Consider the following 23,813-nt stretch of genomic DNA (forward strand, 5'->3'; position numbering starts at 1 on the left):
TCCTCACTGGCGCAGGAGATCGCGACCAACGATCATGCGCATCACCTGATTGGTGCCTTCGAGGATCGAATGCACCCTGAGGTCACGCCAGAAGCGTTCGATCGGGTAATCCTTGAGATAACCGTAGCCGCCGAACAGCTGCAGCGCATCGTTGACGACCTTCGAGCCGTTGTCGGTCGCGAGCCGTTTGGCCATCGCGGAGAAGCGCGACTTGTCGGGCGCATTGTCGGTGACCTTGGCTGCCGCGAGATAGAGTAGCGCGCGCGCGGCTTCGAGATCGGTCGCCATGTCGGCGAGCATGAACTGGGTGTTCTGGAAGTCCGCCACCGGTTGATCGAACTGCTTGCGATCCTTGGTGTAGGCGACCGCCTCGTCGAGGCAGCGCTGAGCCCCGCCGAGCGAACATGCGCCAATATTGAGCCGCCCGCCATCGAGCCCCATCATCGCGAAACGAAATCCTTCGCCTTCGTCGCCAACGCGGTTCTCGACCGGCACGCGGGCATCCTCGAAGATCACCTGCGCGGTCGGGGAAGCGTTCCAGCCCAGCTTCTTTTCCGGCGCGCCGAAGCTGACGCCCGGCGTGTCCTTGTCGACCACAAGGCAGGTGATGCCCTTGGTCTTGTGATCATCGGTGCGCACCATCGTCACGTAGACATCGTTGACGCCGCCGCCCGAGATGAACTGTTTGGTGCCGTTGACGACGTAGTGATCGCCGTCCAACCGCGCGCTGGTCTTGAGCCCCGCTGCGTCCGATCCGCTGCCCGGTTCGGTCAGGCAGTAGCTCGCGATCTTGTCCATCGTGACGAGATCGGGAAGATACTTCGCCTTCACACCCTCGCCGCCGAACTGGTCGATCATCCAGGCGGCCATGTTGTGGATCGAGATGAAGGCGCTGGTGGTCGGGCAGCCATAGGCCATCGCCTCCATGATCAGCGCGGCTTCGAGCCGGCCCAGGCCGATGCCGCCCGATTCCTCGGACACATAGATCGCGCCGAAACCGAGTTCGGCGGTCTGCTTGATCACGTCCTTGGGGAAGTGGTGCCTTTCATCCCATTCCCCGGCATGCGGGGTGACGTTGTCGGCGGTGAAGCGCTGCGCCATTTCCTGGATCGCAAGCTGATCGTCGGTGAGTTGAAATTGTCCTGTCATGGCGCGCTAACTAGCCCCTCGAATGCGTATAGTGAAGGCTCTGAAACGTTAGTCTTCGACTATTGCCTCGGCCTCGATTTCGACTTTCCATTCCTTGCGGCAAAGCCATGCGACGCCGGCCATTGTTGCGGCAGGCGGGGAAGCGCCGAAGAATCGCGCATGGACTGCGCCGACGGCTTCCTGATCGTCGAAGTCGGTGAGCAGCATGCGGGTGCGCACGACGTCGGATGCCAAACCGCCGAGTTGCTCGATCGCGCGGACGATCAGGGCAAGGCAGCGCTCGGCCTGCTCGGCTGCCCCGCCGGGGGTGGTTTTGCCGTCGTCTTCGATCGGTCCGGTTCCGGCAACGACGATCCGGTTGCCGGTTCGCACCGCGCGGCAGAATCCGAACTGCGCTTCGAAGGGAGAGCCGGAAGAGGCGCGCTGCCGGGCGCTCATCCGCAAGTCACAGCGGTGATGACCATGTCGCGGTCGTAGCGCACGTTCACGCGGTCATCGCGATAGTCCATCGTCCAGGCGCTGTCGGGCGGGCCCCAGCGCAGCGTCTTCGCGCCGCTTTCCTTTAGGATCGCCGCGCCCATTGCCTGCGTCGCCTTATGGCCGACATGGTACTGCACAGGTGCTGCATCGCAGCGGAAGGTAGCGGGCTTTTCGGCCGGCTCGGGTGTCGAGGAGACCGGCTCGCTGGCGCCGTAACCGGTGCTGCAAGCGGTGAGGCACGCGGCCACAATTGCAAGGACGGTCGGGGTGCGCATGGGTCTTCTCCTGCGTGTCATACCGGACAGCGTTTGCTTGGATATTCGTCTTCCTTTTTCGGAAGCTCTCCGTCGGAAGAGTGCAATCGCTCCCCGTCTCCGGAGCCCCTCAGCGAGAGCCGCGTTGACTGCTTCCACGTCTCGCCTTCGCCCTCCATGTCGAGCGTCGCGACGATGTCGTCACCTTCGGCTTTCACAGCGGTGACCTGGCCGATTGATTCGTAGAACAGGATCTCGCTGCCGGAGATTTCCATCCGCATATCGGAGGCATCGTCGCAGGTTCCGCCTTCATAATCCCACGCGCCATGAAAGCGCACCGGGATCGTGTTTGAGGCGATCGCTTCTGCGTCCCCGGGCGGACCCGCTCCGTCACCGATGCCGCCATCGGGTTCGACCGGCATCGGCGTGTCGGTCGGCGCGGGCTCTGGAATGGGATCGTCCGACTTCGCCGTGGGATTGCCGCATGCGGACAGGGTAAGGAGCGCAGCCGCAACGAGACATTGCTTCATCGCGGTCACCCCATCGTCGGAATGACGAAGGCGTTCGACCCGTCGCCGCCGCCATCGGGCCAGCGCTGGGTGATCTTCTTCGCCTTGGTCCAGAACCGCATGCCTTCCATGCCGTACTGGTCGATGTCGCCGAAGCCCGAACGCTTCCAGCCGCCGAACGAGTGGTAGCTGACCGGAACCGGGATCGGAACGTTGATCCCGACCATGCCGACATTGACGCGAGCGGCAAATTCGCGCGCGGCATGGCCGTTGCGGGTGAAGATCGCGACACCGTTGCCGTACTGGTGCTCGCTCGGCAGGCGCAGCGCGTCCTCGAAGTCTTTGGCACGCACGATCTGCAGCACCGGGCCGAAAATCTCTTCCTGGTAGCTCTTCATCTGCGGGGTCACGCGGTCGATCAGGGTCGGGCCGACGAAGAAACCGTCCTCATGCCCTTGCAGGCTGAAACCGCGCCCGTCGATCACGATCTCGCCGCCTTCTTCCTCGGCGGTCGTGATCCACTGTTCGACCCGCGCCTTGTGTTCGGGCGTTACTACGGGGCCGTAATGCGCATCGGGATCGGTCGAGACGCCAACCCGAAGGCCATTGATTGCGGGGATCAGCTTTTCCCTGAGCCGGTCGGCGGTGTCTTCGCCCACCGGGACGACGACCGGCAGCGCCATGCAGCGTTCGCCCGCCGAGCCGAAAGCCGCACCTGCGAGATCGTTCACCACCTGGTCGAGATCGGCGTCGGGCATGACGATGCCGTGGTTCTTCGCGCCGCCGAAAGCCTGCACGCGCTTCGCGTTCGCAGTGCCGCGCGAGTAGATATACTGCGCGATGTCCGACGACCCGACGAAGCTGATTGCCGGGATGTCGGGATGATCGAGGATCGCATCGACCATTTCCTTGTCGCCGTGGACGACCTGCAACAGCCCTTCGGGCGCGCCCGCTTCGACGAACAGCTCGGCGAGGCGCACCGGCACGCTGGGATCGCGTTCGGAGGGCTTGAGGATAAAGGCATTGCCCGCCGCGATCGCCATGCCGAACATCCACATCGGGATCATCGCCGGGAAGTTGAACGGCGTGATGCCTGCACCGATCCCGAGCGGTTGGCGCATCGAATAAACGTCGATGCCGGGCCCGGCTCCTTGCGTGTATTCGCCCTTCAGCACGTGCGGGATCCCGCAGGCGAATTCGATCACTTCGAGCCCGCGCTGCACGTCGCCGTGGGCGTCGTCGACGACCTTGCCGTGCTCGCTCGACAGAAGCTCGGCGAGTTCCTGCTTGTTCGCCTCGACCAGTTCCTTGAACTTGAACATCACGCGGGCGCGTTTCTGCGGGTTGGTCGCGGCCCATTCGGGCTGCACCTTCCTGGCGGTCGCCACCGCTGTGTCGAGCAGCGCCGCATCGCCGAGAGCGACTTCGGCCTGGACTTCTCCCGTCGACGGGTTCCAGACTTGGTGTTTGCGGTTGGCGGCGGGGGTGTCGCCGACGATGAAATGGTCGATCTGGCGCATGGGGGTGAATCTCCTCTTCCTTGCCGCAGCCAATGCATCAGCAGCGGCGCAGCGGCAAGGGCCCAGACCCTAGGAAAAGTGCTGAACGGGCCGGATTATCGGCCCGCTCGGGATCAGGAACCGCTCGCCGGATAGCTCGCCCAGACGCTGGTCCCGTCGGGGCCGAACGCGATCACCTGAAAAGCCTGCCGGTGATCGCCGTGCTCCATGCCGGGTGAACCGACCGGCATCCCAGCGACCGCGAGGCCCCGGACGCCTTCGGGCCGTTCCTTGAGCAGTCGCCGGATATCGGCGGCGGGCACGTGCCCTTCGATGACGTAGCGATCGACCAGCGTGGTGTGGCACGACGAAAGCTGCGGCGGCACGCCGAGCCTGACCTTGAGCGCCTGCATCGAAGTCGAATCGACCGAACGGATTTCGCCGGCGTCGCCATTGGCCGCCCATTGCTCGCGCAGGTGCTTGAGCCATTCCGTGCAGCACCCGCAGGTGGGGCTGCGGAACATGGTGGCGTCGGCGGCGTAAGCGGCGCTGCTTCCAAGGATGGCAAGGAAGGCAAGTCCCGCCGGCAAGGATTTTCGATAGAAGGATGCGAAACGTGCAAACATGATGGCTTTCTCAGAACGCAATGGCGATTGGCTGACGTGGGGATTTCCTAAGGACTATCACGCTCAAGCGGAAGTGCGATTGATCGGAGCTGAACTGGTCAGGGCCCTAGCGGGCGCAGTTCCTGGACTTCCGGATCTGTCCTGCCCTCGACAATCGAGGTGGCCAGAACCCGGGCGGCTGCCCGCAGGCTTGCCAGATCTTCGATCACGCACGCGTTTCGGTCTTTTTCAACGCCTGAAAGGGCGGCGACGTCTTCGGTGCATTCGGTCTTGAATATCCGGATCACATCGCCCGACAGCCCCAGCAGCTGATAATTGGCAAGACCTGTCGGCACGCGTTTGCCCGTAAGGTCGGGGCCCAGATCGATATCCTGTGGCTCCTTCACCGGATCGATCATCTGCAAAACGTACCATCCGTTGCCGATCGCGATGAAATGCACCTCGACACTCTCGTCGCCTTGGTTGAAATTGTATCCCTTTCCGCTTGGCGCGGCCAGGATCGAGACAGTTTCGTCGTCTCCATCGGAGGAGGCATAGGTGCCTTCGAACGGAACTGTCGCTGCATTCCGGTCGGTCACGAGCGGTTCGGCGGATATCCAGCATCCGCCCAGTATGGCTGCAAACGCAAGCGGGACGAGGCGCGCCAGCGGCTTTGGAACTGCAAACATGGAAAGTCCCCCCAATCGGACAGATCGGGATGGTACCGCACACGCCGGAGGTGTGCAAAGTCGGGCCCTCGCCAAGGCCGGTCGATCTATGGTAACCCTCCAGTCCCTGACGAAAACAAGAACAAACCGGGCGCCGGGTGATCGATATTCGATTCCGTGAGGCGGCTTACAGGGAATGCGCAAAATCCATCTAGGGGGATGGGAACCGCGCGCCTCCGTTTCGAACGATCTGGACGAAACCGACCGCAACAGGCGGTCCTGAAGATCTACATCTAGGGGGAACCATGGTCATATTCATTCGCAACGCCGCACTTGTTTCCGGGATGATTGCCTTGGCCGCATGCGGCGGATCAGACGTCGAGAGCGAGGGGGCGATTCCCGGAGGTTCTTCGGAGGAAGAAGTCGGCGCGCAGGCCGATCAAGCATCCGAGCGCCCCAACAACATGATCGCCAAATTGGACTTCTCACAAACCGGGGCTGCCGAAGTCAGGCACGAATACGAGGTCGAAGATCTTTCACTCACAGGCGGATGCGCGCAGGGCGAGGGCGTATCGTTCGGCTTCATGGACAATGCGAATGCGCGATCGCCGAGCGGGTTCTACGTCGCCTTTGACGGGAGATTTCCCATCGAAGCGGGGCAAACGGGCACCTTCCCGGTGGAAGAGATCAGATGGATGAACGGCAATGTGCCGCATCCTGAATTGGAGGGTATCAATGTCCCGCTCCAATACGAAGGGCCCGGGGAACTCACCATCACCGAGCACAAGGGCGGCGGCATGAACGGGAGGATGAAGGGCACCTTCTCCGGCGATCTGGTAGAGCGCCAGAGCGGAGACGAAGCATCGGTCACGGTCGATTTCGACGTCTTCCTGGGGTGCACCAACCTCAATATGATGGATATGTAGGCAGGATTACCGGTTCAGTCAGAAAGATCTATTTGTCGAACGATGCGAAGAACGCGCCGTCATTGATGCTGATCTGATCGGGATAGCCCTCAAGCGGGATATCCTTGAACGACTGATAGGTCAGCGTGCCGGAAAAGCTTCCGGAGACTGTCAGCGTATCGCCATCTGTCCGGATATCACCGACGACGATGTCGCCGCTTGTCGTGCGGTGAAAGTCGGTCGAGCCCATCGAGCGGAAGATGATCTGCGGATCGGACACCGTTGAACCGGAGACGTTGAAAGTGAGCTCCATCGAGCCCTTCCACTCCCAATCGTCCGCGACCGGCGAGCCGATGATCTCGACGCGGGTGGAACCGTCTTCGGCCACTTTCCAGTCGATCAGGTTGCTGTCACCCTCGATGTAGAAGGTCTTGGGTTCGCCGTTCACGGTCGCGGTCATTGCGCCGGCGACACCGCTGGAAACGGCTGCCTCCCTCGCCGTGTTTCCGGCAGCGGATGCCGCCTGGAGCGCCTCGTCGCCTGGCCCGGCGCTGGCGGTAGCATCCTCTCCTGCGGTTTCTCCGGCTCCTGATGTGGCCTCGCTCGCTTCGCCGCCGCAACCCGCAACCGCCGCACTGAAGAAAGCGATGGCCGATACCGTTATAAACCCGCGCATAATGTGCCCCCATGTCCTCGTCTGATGTCTGCCCCGGCGCCCGCTCCGTGACGCGCGCGGCTCCGAGGCTATGGCATGCCCGCTTGCGACGCAAATCGAGCCGCAACGGCAGGACGAGGCCGCCAGTCCGCATCGGAATTCTCGGCGAGTCGAAAACGCATTGACCCGCCGGCTGCAAGGACTAGAGAGCCGCGGAGCCGCAAGTCGACAGTCCCAGGCCGAAGCGCTATTCGACCGACTGCGAAGCGGGCGGGTGTAGCTCAATGGTAGAGCAGGAGCTTCCCAAGCTTAAGACGAGGGTTCGATTCCCTTCACCCGCTCCAACTTTAGCGGAAAACTAGTTGGTGTGATTGCGAACCGGAAACCGCCGGTTCACCCCTCGCGCAAGCTCTCCATGTCGATCACGAAGCGGTACTTGATGTCGCTCGCTTCCATCCGGTCGTAGGCGGTCTGGATATCCTGCATGGCGATCGTCTCGATCTCGGGCAGGATCCCCTTCTCGGCGCAGAAATCGAGCATTTCCTGCGTTTCGGCGAGCCCGCCGATTCCGCTGCCCGTGAGCACCTTGCGCCCCAGCAGAACGCCGGTGTGCAATTCCGGCATCATGTCGATCATGCCGACCAGCACCTGAACACCGTCGATCTTGAGCAGGTGGAGATAGGGGGTGACGTCATGCCGCACGGGGATCGTGTTGAGCACCATGTCGAAGGTGCCGCGGGCGGCCTTCACCGCTTCCTTGTCGGTGGTGTTGAGGAAGGCGTGCGCGCCGAGCTTTTCGGCGTCTTCGCGCTTGCTTTCGCTGCGGCTGAGGACGGTTACCTCCGCCCCCATCGCGGCAGCGAGTTTCACGCCCATATGGCCGAGCCCGCCAAGCCCCGCGACCGCGACCTTGCTGCCCGGGCCGACGTTCCAGGTGCGCAGCGGGGAATAGCTGGTGATGCCCGCGCACAGCAGCGGGGCGGCTTCGGCCATCGGCATGCCCTCGGGCACCTTGAGGACGAACTCCTCGCGGCACACGATGCGCTCGGAATAGCCGCCAAAGGTGGGCGTGCCGTCGCGCCTGTCGGTGCCGTTATAGGTGCCGACCATGCCTTCCTTGCAATACTGCTCAAGATCCTGCTCGCAGTGCGAGCATTCGAGGCAGCTGTCGACCATGCAGCCGATCGCGACCCGGTCGCCGACATTGTGACGGGTGACGCCGTCGCCGACCGCGCTCACCGTACCGACGATCTCGTGCCCGGGCACGATCGGATAGGTCGTGCGACCCCAGTCGTTGCGCGCGGAATGCAGGTCCGAATGGCAGATGCCGCAATGGCTGATCTCGATCAGGACATCGTCGTCGCGCAGGCCGCGGCGGGTGATCTCCATCGGACCGACTCCGCTGTCGGGCGCAGTCGCGCCATAGGCCTTGGTCGGGTATTCATTTGTTGCTGTGGTCATACTTGCTCCTCAATCAATGCGGCGCAGCCATTAGCTCGCAGCGTGTCCGATGCAGCCGATTTCGCGTTGGCGGGCAGCGCGGCAAAGCCGGCACGCAACTCCGAGAGGCATTTTGCGTGATAGGAAAATGTCGGCTGGGTCCATTCGCTGCCGCAAACTTCGGTTGTGAAGACCTGCTCCTGATTGGTCACTGCGCGAGCATTTGCGATGAGCACGGGGAGATAGGTCCTCGCGATCTCGCCGATAAGCGGGGCAAGCTCCTCTCGCGCTGCACTCGCGCTCATCCAGTCTCCCGGCTCCGGCTTGAGCCCGGCAAGATCGTCTGTCATCCAGATCCACGCCTCGAGGCGCGGCGCGTGCTCCAGCAGTGTTGCGCGCGGGGTTGGGTCGACCAGCCCCAGCTGGGTCAACTGCCCATAGATCGCGAAATCCGCGATGCTTGGCCGGTCGCCCAGCATGAAGTGGCGCTTGGCCAGCAAGCCGTCGAGCAGTGTAACGAACCGCCGATAGCTCGCCTCGATCGCGTTCGCTGTCCGCACGTTCGATCCCACGACATAAAGCCGTTCGAACTGCCGCTTGGTGAATGCCCCGGCCGCTGCATCGGCGGTTTCCCCTTCGAGGGTCGTGTCGGATGTGAAAGCGAGGAAGCGCCCGGCGTGTTCACGATCAGCGCTGTGATGCCAGCGGTAATGGAACATCGGCTTTGTCAGCCATTCGTCGGCATAGTCCTCCAAGAGCGCAGCATAGAACGCGAGCTCGGGGTCTGCGGGCATCGCGCTGCGACCGGGATATTCGCGCTCGAGGCGTTGCGCGATCGGAGTGGAATCGACCATCGCTTCAAGCCCATTGTCTTCCGTTGGGAAATAGAAGGTCGGGAGCAGGCCCACCTTGGGGCGAGGGTAGCCTTCGGGCGCCGAAGCAGGCGATCCCCACATCACCGAATGCGGGATATGCCGGTAACGCAACAGCGCAAGCATCTTGCGCGAGTAGGGGGAGGAGGGGTTGCCGAAGAATTCGAGCCGCTTTTTCCCGGTCATTTCGGCGGCATCCGGATCGCGCCATCGAGCCGGAACTGGTGACCGTTGATGTAGGAATTGCGCGCGATCTCCATGATCAGCGATGCGAATTCCTCGGGATGCCCGAGCCGTTTGGGGAAGGGGACGCTGGCGTTGAGCTGGTCCCACATCTGCGGATTGCGGTCCTTCATCCCGAGCATCAGCGGCGTCGCGAAGATGCCGGGCATCACCGAGTTCACACGAATGCCGATATCCATCAGGTCGCGCGCCATCGGCAGCACAAGCCCGTTCACGCCCGACTTGTACGATCCGTAAATCACCTGCCCGATCTGCCCGTCTTGCGCGGCGACGCTGGCGGTGAGCGTGATCGCGCCGCGCTCGCCATCCTCGTTGAGCGGCTCACTGTTGGCCATGCCCAGCGCCGAGATGCTGGCGACGCGGTAGCTGGCGACGAGAATGCCCTCGGCACCGAAGGCGTAGTCTTCGGTCGGCAGGCGCTTGTAGCCGCCGCTTTCCTTGTCCCAGCCCAGCGTCTTGCCGCGCTTCGACGCCATCGCGCAGTGGACGGTGTAGCGTTCCTGCCCGTTGGCGGCACGCGCTGCGGCGAAGCCCGCTTCGACGCTGTCTTCGTCCATGATGTTCACATGGTGGAAGGTCCCGCCGATCGCGGCGGCATGTTCCTCGCCCGCCTCGTCGTTGATGTCGAAGATCGCGACCTTGAGCCCCGCGTCGGCCAGCGCCTTTGCGCTCGCCCGGCCGAGGCCCGATGCGCCGCCGGTGACGACCGCGGCCATGCCTGCTTCCAGTTTCATGCTCTCTCCCCTGAAGCCGTTGCGCCTTGCCTACGCCCAATGACGGAGCGCGGCTACCCGCCAAAATGGTGCAGAAGGAACGGCTGGCACGCCGGAGAAGTGCGGGCTAGAGCCGGTCCGTGATGGACAGTTTCCTGCTCACCTTGCTGCTGACATTCACCATCGCGCTCGGCGGGCGCGACCAGCTGATCGTCGGGCAATTCTCCGACGCTGTCGGGCGTTCGGTGCCGCTCCTGCTGGTCGGCATGGCGTGTGCAATGGCGAGCGCAGCAGTGATGGCGTGGGCAGGGTGGAGCATCGCTGCACTGCTGCCATCGCGCGCTGCCGACATGCTGGTTGCCATCGCGCTCGCGATCGCCGCTTTCGAACTGGGGTGGGAAGTGCGCCTGAAGCCGATGAAAGAGCCGACGCGCAGCTACGTCGCGATTGCGGTCGTGCTGCTTGCCCGGCAGATTTCGGACGCCGCCCGCTTCGTGATCTTCGCCTTCGCCGCGCAGGCGGTCTACCCGGTGACGACGATCATCGGAGGGGCGCTCGGAGGAGCGGCGGCGATTGCGCTCGGCTGGTTCGCCGGGCAGGCCGCGCTCGAGACATTTCCGCTGCGATATCTGAGATTTGCACTCGCGCTGTGTTCGATTGTTGCGGCGCTATTTATCGGATTGAACGCTCGTTACGCGTGATATTGATCGATAAGTCCGATTAATGCGAACTGGAATTTCTCGAAACCTTACGCCTTCCGACCCGTTGATAGAGTGAACAGACAAATAGCGCCCGATCTCTTGTCGGGTATCGCAAACAGGTAAGAAGGAGGACAACATATGCTTGACCCCAACAACAATTCGAAAACCGCACTCGTCGCCGAAATCAATGGCCTGCTGGCCGATCATTTCGCGCTCTATGTGAAGACCAAGAATTTTCACTGGCACGTGAAGGGCCCGCGATTTCGCGACCTGCACCTGCTGTTCGACGAACAGGCGATTGAAATTCGCGACCAGATCGATGCGATCGGTGAACGCGCCCGGAAACTGGGCGGCGACACGATCACCTCGATGGGCATGATTGCGCAGCACACCCAGGTGAAGGATCAGGACAAGGCCGACCTTTCCGCCGAAGACATGATCGCGGAACTGCGCGACGATAACAGCCGCATGGTCGAACGCTTGAAGTCGATGAAGGATCTTGCCGATCAGGCAGGCGACAACGCGACCGATGGACTGATCGACGACTGGACCGACATGGCCGAAGAGCGCGTGTGGTTCCTCAAGTCGCTGCTCGCCTAACACGGGAAACTACAACAGAAGGCGCCTAAGAGGCGTCCACATCAAAGGGCCGTTTCCGCCTAGCCGGAAGCGGCTCTTTTGCTATTGGAGACACCATGACTTTTCCGATCACCGACGTGAACATCCTTGAAAACGCGACCGACACCCAGATCGCCGACTGGCTTGAAGGGCGGCTTGCCCGCGCGCTCGAAAGTACAGATGGCCCGGTCGCGATTGCGCTTCCGGGCGGCTCGACTCCGTTCCCGATTCTCGAGCAGCTGGTCCGCCGCAATCTCGATTGGTCGCGGGTCAAGGCCTATCCCACCGACGACCGGATCGTTCCCGAGGACCATGCCGCGAGCAACACCGGCAAGCTGCGCGCGCTGCTCGAACCGGTCGGCGTCGAGGTCAAGGCGCTGGCGGTTCCCGATAGCGGGACCATGAGCTTCGAAAGCGCGCATATTCCCGAATTCGGGCTGGTCTGGCTCGGCATGGGCGCGGACGGGCACATCGCCTCGCTGTTCCCCAACACCGATCCGCAGATCGAAGAGGGTATCGCCCTGCGCCGCCTGACCCCCGATCCGCTTCCGCCCGAAGCGCCGTTCGACCGGGTAACGCTGACGATGCGCGCGCTGCTCAACAGCGATGAATTCGTTTTCGTCGCGCGTGGCGAGGATAAACGCGCGGTGCTGGATGGCGCACTCAAGGGCGAACACGACCTGCCGATCACCCGGCTGCTCGCGGCCCGCAACGAAGATCATCTGCGCCCGGTCACATTCTTCGTTTAGTCGTCTGCCCATGCCCCATGTCCTTCCCGCGCCGATCCATCGCGCGCTCATGCCGATCGCGCACAGGCTTCGCCATCGCTGGCGCAAATGGCGTGGCTCCCCGATCGCCGGGGTGAGCGTTGTCATCAGCAATTTCAACGGCGATGTTCTGCTTCTGCGCCACTCCTACGGTCCCGAGGTCTGGGCGCTGCCCGGTGGTGGGCTGAAGCGCGGCGAGGATCCCGCGGAATGCGCCAAGCGTGAAGTCCGCGAGGAGCTGGGAATAACAATCAGCGCGATCGAGGCGATCGGCACGATCGAGGAAGAATTGTCGGGCTCGCAGCACACCGCATACCTGTTTGCCGCTACCTGCGATGCGCGGCCAAAGCCCGACCGGCGCGAAGTCGATATCGCGCGGTTCTTTCCGTCGCACTCACTCCCGGAGCCGCTCGGCGAGGTTACGCGCAAGCGGCTCGAGTTCTGGAAGGCGCGCGGGACCAAAGTCTAAAGCAGCGAAAGCTGCGCGTCGTCGGCGCGCGGGGCTTCCTTGTCCTCGCCGCGGTCGAGGTTCGACAGCGTCAATCCCATCAGCCGGATCGGCATCGGGAGCGGCAGCGCTTCTTCGAGCAGTTCGCGGCTCAGTCTCGCAAATTCCGCCTTGTCCTCGACCCAGTGCGGCACGGACTTGGCGCGCGTCATGTTCTGGAAATCGGTGAACTTGACCTTGAGCGTCACTGTCCGCCCGCGAGCCTTCGCGCTCTCGATCCGGTCCCACACGATGTCGATAATGTTTTCGAGCGTGTCGCGCAGCGCCGCGCCGCTGGAGATATCCTCGCTGAAGGTGCGTTCCCCGCCAACCGACTTGCGCACGCGGTGCGCGCGCACGGGCCGCAGGTCGATTCCTCGCGCCGCGCGGTAGAGGTAATCGGCGAAAGAGCCGAAATTGGCGCGCAGGAAATCGATGTCCTTCGCCGCGAGGTCCGCACCGGTCGCGATCCCGAGCCGTTTCATCTTCTCTTCCGCCTTGGGTCCGACCCCGTGGAAACGCCGGATAGGCAGCCCGGCGACGAAATCCGCGCCTTGCCCCGGGCGGATCACGCACAACCCATCGGGCTTGTTCTGGTCGCTGGCGAGCTTGGCGAGGAACTTGTTGTAGCTCACGCCGGCGCTCGCGGTCAGCTTTGTCTTCGCCTTGATCTCCTGCCGGATCAGCTCGGCAATGCGGGTCGCGGTGCCGATGCCGAGCCGGTCCTCGGTCACGTCGAGATAGGCCTCGTCGAGGCTTAGCGGTTCGACATGCGGGGTGTGATGCTCGAAGATCGACCGGATCTGGCGGCTCGCCTCCTTGTAGGCATCGAAGCGGTGGCGCACGAAGATAAGGTCGGGGCACAGCCGCTTGGCCGTGACCGAGGGCATGGCCGAGCGGACCCCGAACTTGCGCGCCTCGTAGCTCGCCGCCGCGACCACGCCGCGTCCGCCCGAACCGCCAACCGCGACCGGCTTGCCGCGCAGCTCGGGATTGTCGCGCTGTTCGACGCTGGCGAAGAAGGCATCCATGTCGACATGGATGATCTTGCGCAGGCCCGCGGCCTCTTCGCTGTCATCGATGTCGCCCGTATCCGCCATGCAGCGCAGAATAGGAGCTTGCCGCTCCTGAAGAAACTGTTGCCGGAACTTTCCACCCGTTGAGCGATTTTGTGCACATGCGAAAAGAACAGTGGTCTTCCGGCGAGCCTCAGGGCAAAGGGCCGCCGATGGCGACCACCGCTGCCCCTGCGCGGACGCCCCGGAAGACCCTGGGCGAGACCGAGCTCATCTGGATGATGGCGATGCTGATGGCCCTGCAGGCTTTCGGTATCGATGCGATATTGCCCGCGCTCGACGAGCTTTCGCTGGCGCTGAACGTGCCCGGCAACGAGCGGCAATTCGTGGTCGGGGTCTACCTCCTCACCGCCGGGATCGGGGCGCTTGTTCCCGGAGCGCTTGCCGACCGGTTCGGGCGACGCCCGGTGCTGTTCGCATCGATCGGGGTCTATATCGTGCTGTCGATCGCGAGCGCGCTCGCAACCTCGTTCGAGGCGCTGATCGCGATCCGCGCGGCGCAGGGTTTTTTCGGTGCAGGCATCGTCGCGCTGCCGCCGGCGATCATCCGCGATCGTGTGGGCGGCGACAAGATGGCGCGCATGATGAGCCTCATCTTCGTGATCTTCCTGATGGTCCCCGCGCTCGCACCGAGCGTGGGCGAATTGATCCTGCTGGTGGCCGATTGGCGCGCGATCTTCCTCGCCATGGCGCTGCAGGGCGTGCTCATCGGCACCTGGGCCTATTTCCGCCTGCCGGAAACGCTGACCGAGGAAAACCGCCAGGAAATCCGCCCGGCAATCATCGGCCGCAACATGCTCCATGCGATGAGCCTGTCGAGCGTTGTCGGATACGTCTTCGGCGGGGCGCTGGTGTTCGGCGCGCTGTTCGGCTTCATCAATTCCTCGCAGCAGCTCATCACCGAAACTTTCGGCGCGGGCGATATCTTCCCGATCGTGTTCGGCATCTGCGCCGGATCGATGGCTATTGCGAGCTGGTCCAATTCCCGCATCGTCGAGCGTTTCGGTGCGCGGCGGGTGAGCCACACCGCGCTGATCGCGTTCATATGCGTCGCCAGCGCGCAGGTCTATTTCGCGTTCCAGCCCGACGAGAGCCTTTGGCAGTTCGTTCCGCTGATGGCGGTGAACATGATGCTGCTCGGCTTTATCGGCAGTAATTTCGGCTCGATCGCGATGAACCCGTTCTATGCGATTGCAGGGGCGGCGAGCTCGATGCACGGCTTTATCCGGCTGACGCTGGCCGCGCTGATCGGGGCCGGGATCGGCTATGCGTTCGACGGGACCGCGCAGCCGCTTGCGCTGGCTTTGCTGGCGAGCGGCCTTATCTGCCTCGCGCTGGTGCTCTACAGCGAAAAGGGCAAGCTGTTCGGCCCGCCCGAAGCCGAAATGGGTCCGGGCGCTACTCCTGCGGAGTAAGGGAAGGGCCGGTCGCGCAGCGACCGCAAGCGCGACCGCGCGCCCGCAGCGATGCGACCTTCAGGTCGCGTGAGCGAGGAAATCGCGCGCCGTATGGCGTGCGTAAATCAAGACTCCAGCTTTCTCCAAGCCAGTTCGGCGAATTCGCATAGCAGCGGGCGCGTGTCGCGCGGGTCGATGATGTCTTCGACATTGAAGCGTTCCGCGCTGCGGAAGGGCGAGGTGACCTTCGCCAGCCGCTCCCTGATCGCTTCGAGTTCGGCCTCGGGATCGTCGCTCGCTTCCAGTTCGGACTTGTACGCGACCTCGAGCCCGCCCGCGATCGGCAGGCTGCCCCAGTCGCCCGAAGGCCAGCAAAACCGGTATTGATAGCGCTCGGCATTGCTCATCGCGCTTCCCGCAATGCCATAGGCGCGGCGCAGAACGATGCTCGCGAGTGGAACACTCGCCTTGTAGATCGCGTTCATGGCCTGCACGCCATAGCGGATCGTGCCCGCCATCTCCGCCTCGCGGCCGATCATAAAGCCGGGATTGTCGACGAGGTGGACGATCGGCAGCCGGAACTGGTCGGCGAGCTTGACGAAGCGTTCGACCTTCTCGCTCGTCTTCGCCTCCCACGACCCGCCGAGATACGAAGGATCGCTCGCCACCACCGCGACCGGCCAGCCGTCGAGCCGGGCGAGCGCGGTGATCGCCGCGCGGCCCCACATCTTGCCGATCTCGAACACCGTGCCCTGGTCGAAGACGAGTCCCATGCAGCGGCGCATCGAATAGACCGCCTTGGGATCGTGCGGGACGAGGCTCAGCAGCGCCTCTTCCTTGCGGTGGACCGGATCGGTGCAGTTCGAACGGCGTGCCAGCTGGCCGACATGTTCGGGCATGAACGAAAGGAAGTGCCGCGCGCGGGCGAAGGCCTCGGCCTCGGAGCCGACCTCGTCGTCGACCACGCCGTTGCGGGTGTGGATGTCCGCGCCGCCGAGTTCCTCCTTGGCCCGTGCGTGATCTGCGTTCTGCTCGTAGCTCGCACCCATGGCCCCGACCACGGCGGGACCGGCGGCGAAGATCTGGCTGAGCCCGCGCACCATGATCGAGTAATGGCTGGCGACGGTGCGCGCCGCGCCGAGGCCTGCGGTCGGGCCGAGCGCCAGCGCGACCACCGGCACGGTGTCGAGGTTCTCGACCACGTCGCCCCAGCCGGGCACAGCGGGGATATAGGTCGCGCCGATCTGTTCGAGCGTCTTGACCGAGCCGCCGCCGCCGGTGCCGTCGATCATGCGGACGATCGGCAGCTTGAGTTCATGCGCCATCTTTTCGGCCTGCACCATCTTGCGGCTGATCCCCGCATCCGCCGCGCCGCCGCGAATGGTGAAATCGTCGGCGGTCGCGACCACCGGGCGGCCATTGATCAGCGCCTTGCCGAACAGGAACGGGGCGGGGGTGACGCCTTGAAGGTCGCCGTTCTCATCGTAATGCCCCTTGCCCGCGATTTTGCCGATCTCGCGGAACGAGCCGTCGTCGCACAAAGCCGCAAGCCGCGCGCGGGCATCCATCTTGCCCCGGCCATGCTGGCGCGCGACTTTCTCCTCGCCGCCCATCTGTTCGGCGAGCGCTTCGCGTTTTCTAAGCTCTTCAAGTTCCGCTTGCCACGACATTCAGAAACCTCCGCTCACCCTGAGCCTGTTCGCAAGAAAACCGCTCATCCTGAGCTTGTCGAAGGATTGTCCTTCTTTTGGTGCAGCAGAGCAAAAGAAAGTACAGCCCTTCGACAAGCTCAGGGCGAGCGGAGTAGGTGAGATTAGCCCTCAGACTGTGGCTCCACCACGCCCGGTTCGACAATACAAAGCACCGCCTCGACCTGCACCTGCCCGCCTTCGCTGGCGGAAAGCTCGGTGACGGTCCCATCAAACGGAGCGGTGAGCGCGTGTTCCATCTTCATCGCCTCGAGCACCATCAGCCGCTGGCCTGCCGTGACCGCATCGCCCTCCGCGACATCAACCGCGATGACCTTGCCCGGCATCGGCGCAAGGATCGCGCCATCGGCGGCGGAGGCGTGGCCTGAGCCGCGTGGCCTGTCCAATGTGAACTGGCGCGGAAATGCATCGACAAAGACATTTGCATAATCGCCCGGCTCCGCATCTGCGGGCTCATCGATAGCGACATCGTAGAGCTCTCCATCGCTGTCTCTCAGTCGAACGACAGTCTCGTTCGATGCGTTCAATCGGAATCCGGCGGCGCGAGACCATGGCCCTGATCCCGGAGACGCTGAGAGTAACTCCGCGATCTGGGTTAGATGTTCGGATCTTGGAGGAAGCGGCTTTGACAGCCGTTCGACGTGTTCTCCAATAAAGCTGGTATCGAACTCACCCTCGCGAACTGCTCGCTCGTCCAGTAATTGCCATAAGAACCCGGCGTTCGTTTTGACCGGCCAGACTGCGACTTTCCGAATTAGAGAAGACAAACCTGCAACCGCCTTGTTGCGGTCTTCAGCATGCAGGATGAGCTTGGCAATCATAGGGTCATAGAATGGGGAAACGTCGCCGCCTTCAGTCACTCCGCTTTCAACACGTAGGTCTTCTGGAAGGAAAAGTTCTTCCAACCGCCCCGTACTGGGCAGAAAGCCCTTCGCCGGGTCCTCGGCATAGAGCCGCGCCTCTATCGCCCACCCATCGATGCTCAACTCCTCTTGCTTCAGCGGAATCGGCTCACCTGACGCCACCCGTAGCTGCCACTCGACCAGATCGACCCCGGTGATTTCCTCGGTCACGGGGTGTTCGACCTGCAGACGCGTGTTCATCTCCATGAAGAAGATGCGGTCGGCGCGTAGGCCTTCGCTGGCGTCGGCGATGAATTCGATCGTGCCTGCGCCCTCATAATCGACCGCCTTCGCAGCGCGCACGGCGGCGGCGCAGATTTCTTCGCGGGTTGCCTCGTCCATGCCGGGGGCGGGGGCTTCCTCGATCACCTTCTGGTGGCGGCGCTGGAGCGAGCAGTCGCGCTCGAACAGGTGGACGACATTGCCGTGGCTGTCGCCGAAGACCTGCACCTCGATATGGCGCGGCGACGTGATCCACTTTTCCAGCAGCACCTCGTCATTGGAGAAGCTGGCCTTGGCCTCGCGCCGACAGCTTTCGAGCGCGGCTTCGAAGTCTGCCGCCGCATCGACCTTGCGCATCCCCTTGCCGCCGCCGCCCGCGACCGCCTTGATCAGCACGGGATAGCCGATGGCGTCGGCCTCCTGCTTCAGGCGCTCGACCGACTGGTCCTCGCCCTCATAGCCCGGCGTAACCGGCACGCCCGCCTCGCGCATCAGCTTTTTCGCGGCGTCTTTCAGACCCATCGCCTCGATGCTCGAAGGCTTCGGCCCGACCCAGATCAGCCCCGCATCGATCACGGCCTGCGCGAAACCCGCATTCTCGGAAAGGAATCCGTAGCCCGGATGGATCGCCTCCGCGCCCGTCTCCTTCGCCGCCGCGATGATCTTCTCGCCCACGAGATAGCTTTCGGCAGCAGGCGAGGGGCCGATATGCACCGCCTCGTCGGCCTGGCGCACATGCAGCGCCTTGGCATCGGCATCCGAATAGACCGCGACCGTCGCGATCCCCATGCTGCGCGCGGTGCGGATGATGCGGCAGGCGATCTCGCCGCGATTGGCGATGAGAAGTTTCGAGATCATTCCGAGCTCTCCCACTCGGTTGCGAGCCGTGCGGCTATATCACCACACGTTTCTGGCGGTTCCATGGTGAAGCTCGTGTTGGCGACCTTCCAACCGCGTTCGCCCTTGGCAAGGCTTAGCGAGTTGACGCCGCAATGGCTGAGCTCGCCTTCGGCCCAGAACGCGTATGGCCCCCAAACCTGCGCCATGTCGCCATCGACCAGAATCGTGTCGTAGCTCATCAATTCGTTCACTTCGGCGCTCGACTTTGCCCAGCGCGCAAGGTGATCGGCTACGGGAACGACATCGATGCGAGGTTTGCTTGGGTCGAGACGGTTGTGAATGAAGATCGTCGCCTCGGGCATCATTTCAGTCGCGAGCGCGGCCTTGTCGTCGGATCGGAGCGCATTGAAGAAATCATCAACCGCGTTGATGACGTCGATTTGCTCATCTGTGGGCGAGCGAGCCGCCAGCGGGGCAGACAGCATCACGGAAGCTGCTGCTAAGGTCATTATTCCTCTCATGCGGGCTGGATTAGGGCCACGGGAGACAAAAGAAAACCGTCATCCCGGACTTGATCCGGGATCCCGCTTCGTTGGTGTGAGAGTAAGAAGTAAGCTGGACCCCGGATCAAGTCCGGGGTGACGTTAAGGGCTTGAAGTCCGCAATGCCCCACGTGATCGGGCCGTCAGGGTGCTTTTCGCGGTTGATGATCGCGGAGAGGAAGGCGCGCGCGCCATACAGCGCCTTTTCCCAGCGCGGGACGTAGACGCGGTGGTTCCACGCCTCGGTCCCGCGCTTGCGGACCTTGCGCCCGATCGCGCCATATATGCGCGCCGCCGACAGCACCGCCCAGCGGCTGCGGAACGGCAGGCGGGCCGCGCCGACGCGCGCGGCGGCTTCGTGCTTTTCGACCAGAGCAACCAGACGCGCGGCCATTTCGGCGAGTTCCTCGCGGTGGTGCGGCTTGGTGTGCTGGCCCGGTTCGATGTCTTCCTCGACCAGCCATTCGGCGGGAAGGTAACAGCGCCCGGCGGCGTCATCCTCGACGATATCGCGCGCGATGTTGGAAAGCTGGAAGGCTAGCCCGAGGTCGTTGGCGCGGTCGAGCGTGTCGCGGTCGTCGGGAGCGACGCCCATCACCACAGCCATCATCACGCCGACCGCTCCTGCGACATGGAAGCAGTATCGCATCATGTCGGCCTCGGTGCGCGGGCGCCAGTCCTCGGCATCGAGCGCGAAGCCCGCGATCACGTCCTCGGCCATGGCAGGTGTGAGGCCGCATTCGGAAGCGACCACGCCGAGCGCGTCGAAAGCCGGATCGCCGGTCGGTTCGCCCGCGAAGGCCTTGGCAGTCAGCTTGCGGATATGGTCGAGGCGGCTGTCGAGGTCCGACTGGTCGCCCAGTTCGCCGCCCATCACCTGGTTGTCGGCGATATCGTCGCAGCGGCGGCACCAGGCGTAGAGCAGCCACGCGCGCTCACGGGTCTGGGGATCGAACAGGCGCGAGGCAGCGGAAAAGCTGTGCGAGCCGACCTTGATCGCCTGATGCGCGTGTTCGACCAGTGCGGCTCTGCGGGCTGCGTCCATCCCCATCGTGCCGGTTCCTACAGATCCTCGGCCTTCATCTTGAAGATCGGCGTGTGCGGTGTGTAGCTTTCCATCTTGGCGAGCAGTTCGGGCAGGTCGGTCGCGCTGATCAGGATGTTCTGGTGCGCGGGGCGGACAAAGCCGACCGCGGCCATCTTCGCGTTGAAGCTGATAAGATCGTCGAAGAAGCCGAATGCGTTGAGCAGGCCGACCGGGTCCGAGTGATAGCCGAGCTGCGCCCAGCTCATCGCTTCCCATAGCTCATCCATCGTGCCGACCCCGCCGGGCAGGGTGACGAAGCCGTCGGACAGATCGGTGAATCTCTGCTTGCGCTCGTGCATGCCCGAAACCGCGATCAGTTCGTCGCAGTCGTGATTGGCGACTTCGGACTTGATCAGCGCGTCCGGAATAACGCCGATCACTTCGCCGCCCGCATCCTTTGCGCCCTTCGCGACCGCGCCCATGAGCCCGAGCCTGCCGCCGCCATAGACGACGCCGATACCGCGCTCGGCAAGGCCTTGGCCGATTTCGGTGGCAAGCTCAAGATAACGCGGGTCCTCCGGCGAAGCCGACCCGCAATACACGGCCAATCTCTTCATGCGCTAGCCTTAGCCGCAAGATCCTCCAGCACAATACCCGCCGTTGCCTTCGCGCTGCCGACCACGCCGGGGATGCCTGCGCCCGGATGCGTGCCCGCGCCGACGAGGTAGAAATTCTCGATCACGTCGTCGCGGTTATGGCCGCGCAGGTAGGCGCTCTGCCACAGCACCGGTTCGAGGCTGAAGGCGCTGCCCATATGCGCGGAAAGGTCGTGCTGGAAATCCTTGGGCGCATAGTGGAACTTGGTCACGATCCGGTCGTGGATGTCGGGGATCAGCCGCCGCCCGATCTCGTCGAGGATCGCGGTTTCGAGCTTCGGCCCCTCGACATCCCAGTCGATCGGCATCTTGCCCATGTGCGCGACAGGCACCAGCGCATAGAAGGTGCTCTTGCCCGCCGGAGCCATGCTCGGATCGGTCACGGTCGGGTGGTGCAGGTAGATCGAGAAGTCCTGCGGCAGCACGCCGTTCTTGTAGATATCCTCGACCAGCCCGTGATAGCGCGGGCCGAACAGGATCATGTGGTGCGGGATGCCCGGCCAGGTGCCTTCGAGCCCGAAATGCACCACGAACAGCGAGGGCGAGTAGCTCTTGCGGGCGAGCGATTTCGCATATTTCTTCCCGCGCTCGGACTGGCCCAGAAGATCCTTATAGGAATGCATGATGTCGGCATTGGAAGCGACCGCATCGAAGCGTTCCTTCCAGCCCGATTTCGTCTCGACCTCGGTCGCACGGGTGCCCATCGTGTGGACTTGTTTCACCGGATCGCCGACGCGCATCGTGCCGCCCAAACGCTCGAAATGGCGCACCATCCCGGCGATCAGCCGGTTGGTCCCGCCGCGCGCCCACCACACGCCGCCGTCCTTTTCGAGCTTGTGGATCAACGCGTAGATCGAAGAGGTCTTCATCGGGCTGCCGCCGACCAGCAGCGTGTGGAAGCTGAACGCCTCGCGCAGCTTCTCGCTCTCGATGTATTTCGACACCATGTCGTAGACGCTGCGCCACGCCTGCTTCTTGATCAGCGCGGGCGCGGCCTTGAGCATGCTCTTGAAATCGAGGAACGGCTTGTGGCCGAGCTTGAGATAGCCTTCTTCGTAGACGCCTTCGGAATATTCGAGGAAGCGCTGGTAGCCGATCACGTCATCGGGGTTGAGCTTGGCAATCTCGGCGTTGAGCTCGTCCTCGACATTCGAATAATCGAAATTGGTGCCGTCGGGCCAGTTGAGCCGGTAGAACGGGTGGACCGGCATCAATTCGACATCCTCGGCGATGTCGTGGCCGGTCAGTTCCCACAATTCCTTGAGGCACGGCGGATCGGTGATGACGGTCGGGCCGGCGTCGAAGGTGAAGCCGTCCTTTTCCCAGAAATAGGCGCGCCCGCCCGGCTTGTCGCGCGCCTCGACCACGGTAGTCCTGATGCCCGCCGATTGCAGCCGGATCGCGAGCGCCATCCCCCCGAAGCCCGCCCCGATCACGCAGGCGCTCTTGCCTTCGTATTTCTCCGCGATGGCCGGATTGATGCCTTTCCCGCCGCTCGCGGGCGGGTTGAAATCGAGCGTTGCGTCGGCGTTCATGCCGTTTTCTCCGGTTGACTTGAAGTCTTGAGGGGTTTGCCCCGTTTGAACATCGCGGCCATTGCGCGCGGGATAGATACGGGCGGATCGCCCCAGAGGACGCGAGCCCGTTCAAGCCACGTCGAACGGCCTTGGTAGAAGCGCTCGATCAGCCTTTCGCGCAATCCATAGAACCTCTCCAGAACCTTCGCGCGCTTGTGCGGTTCCGCCGCAAAGAACAGAAAGCGGTTGAGGAGGCGATAAAAACCGGTCCTGCGCCAATGCTGGCGCGCGCGGCTTTCCATCATCGCGGCGAGCTGCGGACCGGGCAGGTCAGCGTCGGCGGCAATCGCAAGCGCATTTTCCACCGCCAGGCACATGGTGTAGCTGGTGAGCGGGTGCGTGAAGCCGCCCCGTGTGCCCGCGATAGCGACGCCGGGAATGCGGACCTCATCCTGATATGCCTTGAAGTTTCCGCCTGTCAGCACTGGCAAGACGCCGCTTTCGTGACCGACAGGCGTGCCATCGCCCCAACCCTGATCGCGGGCATACTGATCGATCCGGCCCGACAACGCATTGCGGTCCAGCAGCGGATCGTCGGCGTAATATGTATCTTCGATAAAGACGTCATGCGAGCCGAGCGGGAGAACGTAGACGAAACGGAAGGCCCCGCCATTGCCGTGCGGTGCAACCTGCTCGACATTGCCGTCCATGATCATCGGGTGTTCAAGCCCGTGAGCTTCTGGCAAGCGCATCTGCCGCCCGAGGAACACCTGCCACCCCCCGCACAGATGCTCGCTCGGCTGGAAAGTGCGGCAATCGATCACGGTGCGCGCATTGATGCGATTGCCGTCCTGCAGATCCACCCCGCGCGCATCGATCGCGGTCGCCCTGCGCCCGAGCATCAGCATGTCTTTGGGGAGCATGCGGACCAGCGCTTCGTGGAAATCATGGCTCGACATCGACCGGTATCCGGTGCCGAGCTTGCGCCGGTACTTGGGGAATTCGACCTCGTAGCCCTTGTTCCACTCGGTCTGGCGGATTGGTTCGAGCAGAGCCTTGCCTTCGTCCGACAAATCGCTGTCGAACCAGCTCCAGCGGTGGTTCCCGCCAAGCGTTGTGCCGCCTTCGATGAGAACCATGCGGAATTCGGGGCGAGCGCGGTGGAGCGCGAGCGCGATTAACCCGCCGGCAAGTCCGCCTCCGACGATCGCGACGTCGTGCACCGTTTCTTGTTGTGAATCGCTCATTCGCCAACGGCACTAGGGCAGGGCGTGCGCGCCCGCAATGGCGCACGGCTGCAGTACGCTATCCCCAGACCCGTGCTTTGCCCTCCTTGCGCGGCGAACCGGGCTGATTCATC

The 23,813-nt window shown here is 63.3% G+C and carries 25 protein-coding genes and 1 tRNA gene; 7 read left to right on the plus strand and 19 right to left on the minus strand.

All coding sequences use genetic code 11. The features are described 5' to 3' along the window. Positions 1-3 precede the first annotated feature (3 nt). The 7 genes from ACI5KX_RS04330 to ACI5KX_RS04360 all read right to left on the minus strand — a co-directional run bounded on the left by ACI5KX_RS04330 (position 4) and on the right by ACI5KX_RS04360 (position 5,185). Positions 4-1,149, minus strand: coding sequence for an acyl-CoA dehydrogenase family protein (locus tag ACI5KX_RS04330; protein WP_406809443.1), 1,146 nt, complete (start codon positions 1,147-1,149; stop codon positions 4-6). 48 nt (positions 1,150-1,197) lie between these two features. Next, a complete protein-coding gene (locus tag ACI5KX_RS04335; RefSeq protein WP_406809444.1) occupies positions 1,198-1,587 on the minus strand; it encodes a RidA family protein in 390 nt (129 codons plus the stop codon). Next, complete coding sequence (locus ACI5KX_RS04340; RefSeq protein WP_406809445.1) at positions 1,584-1,904, minus strand: I78 family peptidase inhibitor; 321 nt, start codon at positions 1,902-1,904, stop codon at positions 1,584-1,586. The genes ACI5KX_RS04335 and ACI5KX_RS04340 overlap by 4 nt, the downstream gene beginning before the upstream one ends. A gap of 17 nt (positions 1,905-1,921) precedes the next feature. Then, the gene (locus ACI5KX_RS04345) at positions 1,922-2,413 is read right to left on the minus strand and encodes a hypothetical protein (RefSeq protein WP_406809446.1); all 492 of its coding nucleotides are present in this window, start codon (positions 2,411-2,413) and stop codon (positions 1,922-1,924) included. A 5-nt stretch (positions 2,414-2,418) separates the two neighbouring features. After that, positions 2,419-3,912: a CoA-acylating methylmalonate-semialdehyde dehydrogenase gene (locus ACI5KX_RS04350; protein WP_406809447.1), complete on the minus strand. Its 1,494-nt coding sequence runs from the start codon at positions 3,910-3,912 to the stop codon at positions 2,419-2,421. A gap of 113 nt (positions 3,913-4,025) precedes the next feature. Then, positions 4,026-4,415, minus strand: coding sequence for a DUF411 domain-containing protein (locus ACI5KX_RS04355; protein ID WP_406809448.1), 390 nt, complete (start codon positions 4,413-4,415; stop codon positions 4,026-4,028). A 200-nt stretch (positions 4,416-4,615) separates the two neighbouring features. Continuing rightward, positions 4,616-5,185: a hypothetical protein gene (locus ACI5KX_RS04360; RefSeq protein WP_406809449.1), complete on the minus strand. Its 570-nt coding sequence runs from the start codon at positions 5,183-5,185 to the stop codon at positions 4,616-4,618. Positions 5,186-5,469: 284 nt separating this feature from the next. Between ACI5KX_RS04360 and ACI5KX_RS04365 the strand changes: the two genes are divergently transcribed. Continuing rightward, complete coding sequence (locus ACI5KX_RS04365; RefSeq protein WP_406809450.1) at positions 5,470-6,090, plus strand: hypothetical protein; 621 nt, start codon at positions 5,470-5,472, stop codon at positions 6,088-6,090. A gap of 28 nt (positions 6,091-6,118) precedes the next feature. Here the strand turns inward: ACI5KX_RS04365 and ACI5KX_RS04370 are convergent, their stop codons facing one another. After that, a complete protein-coding gene (locus ACI5KX_RS04370; protein ID WP_406809451.1) occupies positions 6,119-6,745 on the minus strand; it encodes a hypothetical protein in 627 nt (208 codons plus the stop codon). A 249-nt stretch (positions 6,746-6,994) separates the two neighbouring features. Here ACI5KX_RS04370 and ACI5KX_RS04375 point away from each other — a divergent pair. Continuing rightward, positions 6,995-7,068 (plus strand) — tRNA-Gly (locus ACI5KX_RS04375). Between the two features lie 49 nt (positions 7,069-7,117). Here the strand turns inward: ACI5KX_RS04375 and ACI5KX_RS04380 are convergent. From ACI5KX_RS04380 to ACI5KX_RS04390, 3 genes are read right to left on the minus strand one after another with little or no spacing between them, the layout of a single operon-like run. After that, entirely contained in the window at positions 7,118-8,185 is a 1,068-nt protein-coding gene (locus ACI5KX_RS04380) for an NAD(P)-dependent alcohol dehydrogenase (protein WP_406809452.1), read from the minus strand. After that, entirely contained in the window at positions 8,182-9,222 is a 1,041-nt protein-coding gene (locus ACI5KX_RS04385) for a glutathione S-transferase family protein (protein ID WP_406809453.1), read from the minus strand. The genes ACI5KX_RS04380 and ACI5KX_RS04385 overlap by 4 nt, the downstream gene beginning before the upstream one ends. Continuing rightward, positions 9,219-10,013, minus strand: coding sequence for an SDR family oxidoreductase (locus ACI5KX_RS04390; RefSeq protein WP_406809454.1), 795 nt, complete (start codon positions 10,011-10,013; stop codon positions 9,219-9,221). The genes ACI5KX_RS04385 and ACI5KX_RS04390 overlap by 4 nt, the downstream gene beginning before the upstream one ends. A 122-nt stretch (positions 10,014-10,135) precedes the next feature. Here ACI5KX_RS04390 and ACI5KX_RS04395 point away from each other — a divergent pair, with 122 nt between their 5' ends. From ACI5KX_RS04395 to ACI5KX_RS04410, 4 genes are all read left to right on the plus strand, one after another. Continuing rightward, positions 10,136-10,693, plus strand: a complete 558-nt coding sequence (locus ACI5KX_RS04395) for a hypothetical protein (protein ID WP_406811318.1) — start codon at positions 10,136-10,138, stop codon at positions 10,691-10,693. Between the two features lie 138 nt (positions 10,694-10,831). Further along, entirely contained in the window at positions 10,832-11,293 is a 462-nt protein-coding gene (locus tag ACI5KX_RS04400; protein ID WP_406809455.1) for a Dps family protein, read from the plus strand. A 95-nt stretch (positions 11,294-11,388) separates the two neighbouring features. After that, positions 11,389-12,060: a 6-phosphogluconolactonase gene (pgl, locus tag ACI5KX_RS04405; protein WP_406809456.1), complete on the plus strand. Its 672-nt coding sequence runs from the start codon at positions 11,389-11,391 to the stop codon at positions 12,058-12,060. A gap of 10 nt (positions 12,061-12,070) precedes the next feature. Further along, positions 12,071-12,547 carry an NUDIX hydrolase gene (locus ACI5KX_RS04410; RefSeq protein WP_406809457.1) on the plus strand — a complete coding sequence of 159 codons (477 nt, stop codon included), beginning with the start codon at positions 12,071-12,073 and terminating at the stop codon, positions 12,545-12,547. Here the strand turns inward: ACI5KX_RS04410 and dinB are convergent. After that, complete coding sequence (dinB, locus tag ACI5KX_RS04415) at positions 12,544-13,665, minus strand: DNA polymerase IV (protein ID WP_406809458.1); 1,122 nt, start codon at positions 13,663-13,665, stop codon at positions 12,544-12,546. The genes ACI5KX_RS04410 and dinB overlap by 4 nt on opposite strands. Before the next feature lie 77 nt (positions 13,666-13,742). Between dinB and ACI5KX_RS04420 the strand changes: the two genes are divergently transcribed. Then, positions 13,743-15,056 (plus strand): multidrug effflux MFS transporter, encoded by a 1,314-nt coding sequence (locus tag ACI5KX_RS04420; RefSeq protein WP_406809459.1) that lies wholly within the window; start codon positions 13,743-13,745, stop codon positions 15,054-15,056. 107 nt (positions 15,057-15,163) lie between these two features. Here the strand turns inward: ACI5KX_RS04420 and ACI5KX_RS04425 are convergent, their stop codons facing one another. From ACI5KX_RS04425 to crtY, 7 genes are all read right to left on the minus strand, one after another. After that, positions 15,164-16,708: an acyl-CoA carboxylase subunit beta gene (locus ACI5KX_RS04425; RefSeq protein WP_406809460.1), complete on the minus strand. Its 1,545-nt coding sequence runs from the start codon at positions 16,706-16,708 to the stop codon at positions 15,164-15,166. Positions 16,709-16,851: 143 nt separating this feature from the next. Next, complete coding sequence (locus ACI5KX_RS04430; RefSeq protein ID WP_406809461.1) at positions 16,852-18,729, minus strand: acetyl/propionyl/methylcrotonyl-CoA carboxylase subunit alpha; 1,878 nt, start codon at positions 18,727-18,729, stop codon at positions 16,852-16,854. Then, complete coding sequence (locus tag ACI5KX_RS04435; RefSeq protein WP_406809462.1) at positions 18,726-19,220, minus strand: hypothetical protein; 495 nt, start codon at positions 19,218-19,220, stop codon at positions 18,726-18,728. The genes ACI5KX_RS04430 and ACI5KX_RS04435 overlap by 4 nt, the downstream gene beginning before the upstream one ends. Before the next feature lie 118 nt (positions 19,221-19,338). Beyond that, positions 19,339-20,304, minus strand: coding sequence for a phytoene/squalene synthase family protein (locus tag ACI5KX_RS04440; protein ID WP_406809463.1), 966 nt, complete (start codon positions 20,302-20,304; stop codon positions 19,339-19,341). Between the two features lie 11 nt (positions 20,305-20,315). Further along, the gene (locus ACI5KX_RS04445) at positions 20,316-20,897 is read right to left on the minus strand and encodes a TIGR00730 family Rossman fold protein (protein WP_406809464.1); all 582 of its coding nucleotides are present in this window, start codon (positions 20,895-20,897) and stop codon (positions 20,316-20,318) included. Next, positions 20,894-22,471, minus strand: coding sequence for a phytoene desaturase (locus ACI5KX_RS04450; RefSeq protein ID WP_406809465.1), 1,578 nt, complete (start codon positions 22,469-22,471; stop codon positions 20,894-20,896). The genes ACI5KX_RS04445 and ACI5KX_RS04450 overlap by 4 nt, the downstream gene beginning before the upstream one ends. Beyond that, the gene (gene crtY / locus ACI5KX_RS04455) at positions 22,468-23,700 is read right to left on the minus strand and encodes a lycopene beta-cyclase CrtY (protein WP_406809466.1); all 1,233 of its coding nucleotides are present in this window, start codon (positions 23,698-23,700) and stop codon (positions 22,468-22,470) included. Before crtY ends, ACI5KX_RS04450 begins: the two co-directional genes overlap by 4 nt. Positions 23,701-23,813 lie beyond the last annotated feature (113 nt).

Origin of the sequence: Erythrobacter sp. GH1-10 (assembly GCF_045363165.1) — a bacterium.
Lineage (GTDB): Bacteria > Pseudomonadota > Alphaproteobacteria > Sphingomonadales > Sphingomonadaceae > Erythrobacter.

Coding starts and splice junctions, on each gene's coding strand:
- ACI5KX_RS04330 (WP_406809443.1), bottom strand. CDS start 1,149: ATGACAGGACAATTTCAACTCACCGACGATCAGCTTGCGATCCAGGAA.
- ACI5KX_RS04335 (WP_406809444.1), bottom strand. CDS start 1,587: ATGAGCGCCCGGCAGCGCGCCTCTTCCGGCTCTCCCTTCGAAGCGCAG.
- ACI5KX_RS04340 (WP_406809445.1), bottom strand. CDS start 1,904: ATGCGCACCCCGACCGTCCTTGCAATTGTGGCCGCGTGCCTCACCGCT.
- ACI5KX_RS04345 (WP_406809446.1), bottom strand. CDS start 2,413: ATGAAGCAATGTCTCGTTGCGGCTGCGCTCCTTACCCTGTCCGCATGC.
- ACI5KX_RS04350 (WP_406809447.1), bottom strand. CDS start 3,912: ATGCGCCAGATCGACCATTTCATCGTCGGCGACACCCCCGCCGCCAAC.
- ACI5KX_RS04355 (WP_406809448.1), bottom strand. CDS start 4,415: ATGTTCCGCAGCCCCACCTGCGGGTGCTGCACGGAATGGCTCAAGCAC.
- ACI5KX_RS04360 (WP_406809449.1), bottom strand. CDS start 5,185: ATGTTTGCAGTTCCAAAGCCGCTGGCGCGCCTCGTCCCGCTTGCGTTT.
- ACI5KX_RS04365 (WP_406809450.1), top strand. CDS start 5,470: ATGGTCATATTCATTCGCAACGCCGCACTTGTTTCCGGGATGATTGCC.
- ACI5KX_RS04370 (WP_406809451.1), bottom strand. CDS start 6,745: ATGCGCGGGTTTATAACGGTATCGGCCATCGCTTTCTTCAGTGCGGCG.
- ACI5KX_RS04380 (WP_406809452.1), bottom strand. CDS start 8,185: ATGACCACAGCAACAAATGAATACCCGACCAAGGCCTATGGCGCGACT.
- ACI5KX_RS04385 (WP_406809453.1), bottom strand. CDS start 9,222: ATGACCGGGAAAAAGCGGCTCGAATTCTTCGGCAACCCCTCCTCCCCC.
- ACI5KX_RS04390 (WP_406809454.1), bottom strand. CDS start 10,013: ATGAAACTGGAAGCAGGCATGGCCGCGGTCGTCACCGGCGGCGCATCG.
- ACI5KX_RS04395 (WP_406811318.1), top strand. CDS start 10,136: ATGGACAGTTTCCTGCTCACCTTGCTGCTGACATTCACCATCGCGCTC.
- ACI5KX_RS04400 (WP_406809455.1), top strand. CDS start 10,832: ATGCTTGACCCCAACAACAATTCGAAAACCGCACTCGTCGCCGAAATC.
- pgl (WP_406809456.1), top strand. CDS start 11,389: ATGACTTTTCCGATCACCGACGTGAACATCCTTGAAAACGCGACCGAC.
- ACI5KX_RS04410 (WP_406809457.1), top strand. CDS start 12,071: ATGCCCCATGTCCTTCCCGCGCCGATCCATCGCGCGCTCATGCCGATC.
- dinB (WP_406809458.1), bottom strand. CDS start 13,665: ATGGCGGATACGGGCGACATCGATGACAGCGAAGAGGCCGCGGGCCTG.
- ACI5KX_RS04420 (WP_406809459.1), top strand. CDS start 13,743: ATGCGAAAAGAACAGTGGTCTTCCGGCGAGCCTCAGGGCAAAGGGCCG.
- ACI5KX_RS04425 (WP_406809460.1), bottom strand. CDS start 16,708: ATGTCGTGGCAAGCGGAACTTGAAGAGCTTAGAAAACGCGAAGCGCTC.
- ACI5KX_RS04430 (WP_406809461.1), bottom strand. CDS start 18,729: ATGATCTCGAAACTTCTCATCGCCAATCGCGGCGAGATCGCCTGCCGC.
- ACI5KX_RS04435 (WP_406809462.1), bottom strand. CDS start 19,220: ATGACCTTAGCAGCAGCTTCCGTGATGCTGTCTGCCCCGCTGGCGGCT.
- ACI5KX_RS04440 (WP_406809463.1), bottom strand. CDS start 20,304: ATGGGGATGGACGCAGCCCGCAGAGCCGCACTGGTCGAACACGCGCAT.
- ACI5KX_RS04445 (WP_406809464.1), bottom strand. CDS start 20,897: ATGAAGAGATTGGCCGTGTATTGCGGGTCGGCTTCGCCGGAGGACCCG.
- ACI5KX_RS04450 (WP_406809465.1), bottom strand. CDS start 22,471: ATGAACGCCGACGCAACGCTCGATTTCAACCCGCCCGCGAGCGGCGGG.
- crtY (WP_406809466.1), bottom strand. CDS start 23,700: ATGAGCGATTCACAACAAGAAACGGTGCACGACGTCGCGATCGTCGGA.